The sequence below is a fragment of the Fulvivirga sp. genome (genome assembly GCF_040220315.1).
Classification (GTDB): domain Bacteria; phylum Bacteroidota; class Bacteroidia; order Cytophagales; family Cyclobacteriaceae; genus Fulvivirga.
This window is the reverse complement of the sequence record NZ_JAVJUY010000097.1, coordinates 1-2,803: the sequence shown is the minus strand read 5'-3', so window position 1 is coordinate 2,803 and position 2,803 is coordinate 1. Positions and strand designations below refer to the sequence as shown.

The window sequence follows — 2,803 nt, the reverse complement described above, 5'->3', positions numbered from 1 at the left end:
TAAATCTAGTTGTTGCGTGTGCACTTTGCCACTGTCAGGTTGGAATTTGAGATCAATAGATTTCCAGCATCGCACAAAAAAATGGATAGGTTTAAACTATCATTGCGCGGTGGCCAACGGAAAATAGTTACCTGTTTTCATCCACTTAAACATACAAATTCGTTACAATAATTGACTAATCCTATATTTGCGGATTATATACTTAGATATGAGCGTAACGATCAATAAAAATTTACTAGTAGTACTTATTATGTTCTGTGTTTCTGCAGTGCATGCACAAGACTCCTTATTAACAATTTTGGAAGAAGAATTGCAAAGGGAATATAAGGTTTTATCAAAAGCTGAAGTACCGGTTTATTATATGGATTACCGTGTGGAAGATGAAACTTCTGTAACTATTACAGGGAGTTTTGGAAGTCTAATGGATGAATCGGATACACGACTGAGAGTACTACAACCCACTATAAGAGTTGGTGATTACAAACTCGATAATACCAGAGAACTCACTAATTATTTCGGTGGAGGATATTACGGAGCTAATTCAAGTCAGTACTTACCTATAAACAACAATTCGAAAGCGATTAAACAAGTGCTTTGGAGGGTAACAGACTTTGCCTACAATAGTGCGAAGGAACGTTATCAGGAGGTGAAAAATGCAGATGTAAAAGTAGAAATAGATGATTTCAGTAAAGAGCGGCCAACGAAATATTATGAACCGCCTGCTCCAGTTAAAATCGATAAATCTTATTGGAAGAATGCTGCTAAGCAACTTTCATCCCTATTTCTAGGTGATTCCAAAATAATTTCCGGATCGGTTACTATTAATGGGTCATTTTCAAGGAAGTACTTTGTATCCTCAGAGGGGGCATCGGTAGTTCAAAATGCCAACTTTATACAGGTTTTTGTTAGTGGAGAAGTAATTAATGAGGATGGTGAAATAGCCACTTTATATAATTCATATAGTGCTTCCAACGAATCGGGCTTACCTTCCTTTGATACCATAATGGCTGATACCAAAACATTGGTAGAAAACCTTCAAAAATTAAAGGTAGCACCATTTGCAGAACCTTATACTGGCCCGGCAATACTACATCCCAGAGTATCAGCTGTATTTTTTCATGAAATATTTGGTCATCGGATTGAGGGCCACCGGTTAAAGAGCGAGCAGGATGGACAAACGTTTAAAGAAAAAGTAGGCACAAAAATACTTCCTGAATTTATAAGCATTTATGCCGACCCAACATTAAAGCATGTAAATAATATTGAACTTTCTGGGAATTATAAAGTAGATGATCAGGGTATAACATCTCGAAGAGTGGAAATAGTGAAAAATGGTCAGTTAATGAACTTCCTGATGTCAAGATCCCCCATTGAAGAATTTACAAATTCAAACGGCCATGGCCGCTCGCAAATTGGAGCTGATCCTGTGGCCAGACAGTCTAACTTAATTATAGAAACAACCAGTCAGCTTACTAATGATGAATTAAGAAAACAGCTAATTGAAGAATGTAAAAAGCAAGGCAAACCCTATGGGTATTATTTTGAAGATGTTACAGGCGGATTTACCCAGACATCACGTTACGCTACCAATGCATTTAATATTATGCCCACGTTGGTTTATCGCGTTTATGCCGATGGCAGGCCAGATGAATTGGTGAAAGGGGTAGATTTAATTGGCACGCCCTTGGCCATGTTTGCAGAGATAATGCAGGCCGGTAAATCCATTGATGTATTCAATGGCATTTGTGGTGCAGAGTCAGGCAATGTTCCAGTTAGCGCAGTGGCACCTGCTATACTGGTTAGAAGAATTGAAACCCAAAAGAAACCTATCGTTGAAATAAAATCAGAAGAGCCTATACTTACCAGTCCGCTTCTGAATAAAAAGAATTGAGAAAATGAGAATGAGATATATCTTTTTACTTGTATTTATGGGTAGTATTTTTTCGGCCTACTCCCAAGAAGTTGATAGCCTGAAGTTAGCCATGCAAGATGAGCTGGCTCGTAGTATAGAACAGCTAAATCATAAAGAATATGGTGCCCCGTTTTATATCGCATATGATGTGAACGACTACTCTAATATTATCATTAGTGCTTCTTTTGGAGGACTAATAAATTCAAATCAATTTAAACAAAGAAATGTAAATGCCCGGGTTTTGGTAGGCGACTATGAGTTTAATGATGAGAGTTTTTCTGCTGATAATGTAGAACCGCATTATACAGCAGCCGATATGCTACTACCTGTTGAAAATGATTATCATGGAATTAGAAGGGCGTTGTGGTCTGTAACGGATAAAATTTATAAGACAGCTGGAGATGTGTTTGTTGCCCATAAACAAGACTTGAAGGATAAGAAAAAGAAAGTAGGCGATGTGCCACATATGAAATTTGGGAAGCAGGAACCTATTAAGTTCACCACTAAATCTAACGCATCAATACCTAATAAACCTGAACTGGAATCGAAGGTTACGTCCATTTCTGAGGAATTTTTAGAATACACAGCCATTAGCATTTCCAGTGTTGTACTCAACCTATATCAGGGAAAGAATTATTTTATAAATACAGAAGGAAGTGATGTATATAAAGAACAGACAATTGCTACACTAATTATTTCATGCGCCACACAAAATGAAGAAGGTGAATATTTTTATGACCAGAAAAAATATTTGGCTGAAACTCCTGGTGAGTTGTTTGGTGATGTTGACTTTAGTGAGGAAATTAAACAGATGAGCGAATATGTGGTGTCTTTAAAAGAAGCTCCTGTTTTTGAGGACAGCTATGAAGGGCCAGTAATCTTCATGGAATC

The 2,803-nt window shown here is 37.4% G+C and carries 2 protein-coding genes; both read left to right on the top strand.

All coding sequences use genetic code 11. The features are described from left to right. Positions 1-208: 208 nt before the first annotated feature. A complete protein-coding gene (locus RLO81_RS04325) occupies positions 209-1,891 on the top strand; it encodes a metallopeptidase TldD-related protein (RefSeq protein WP_350107751.1) in 1,683 nt (560 codons plus the stop codon). A 10-nt stretch (positions 1,892-1,901) separates the two neighbouring features. Continuing rightward, positions 1,902-2,803 (top strand): hypothetical protein (locus tag RLO81_RS04320; protein ID WP_350107748.1); only part of this gene is annotated, 902 nt, incomplete at its 3' end.

Excerpts from the sequence above, each read along its gene's own strand:
- RLO81_RS04325 (WP_350107751.1), top strand. The coding sequence starts at position 209 with ATGAGCGTAACGATCAATAAAAATTTACTAGTAGTACTTATTATGTTC.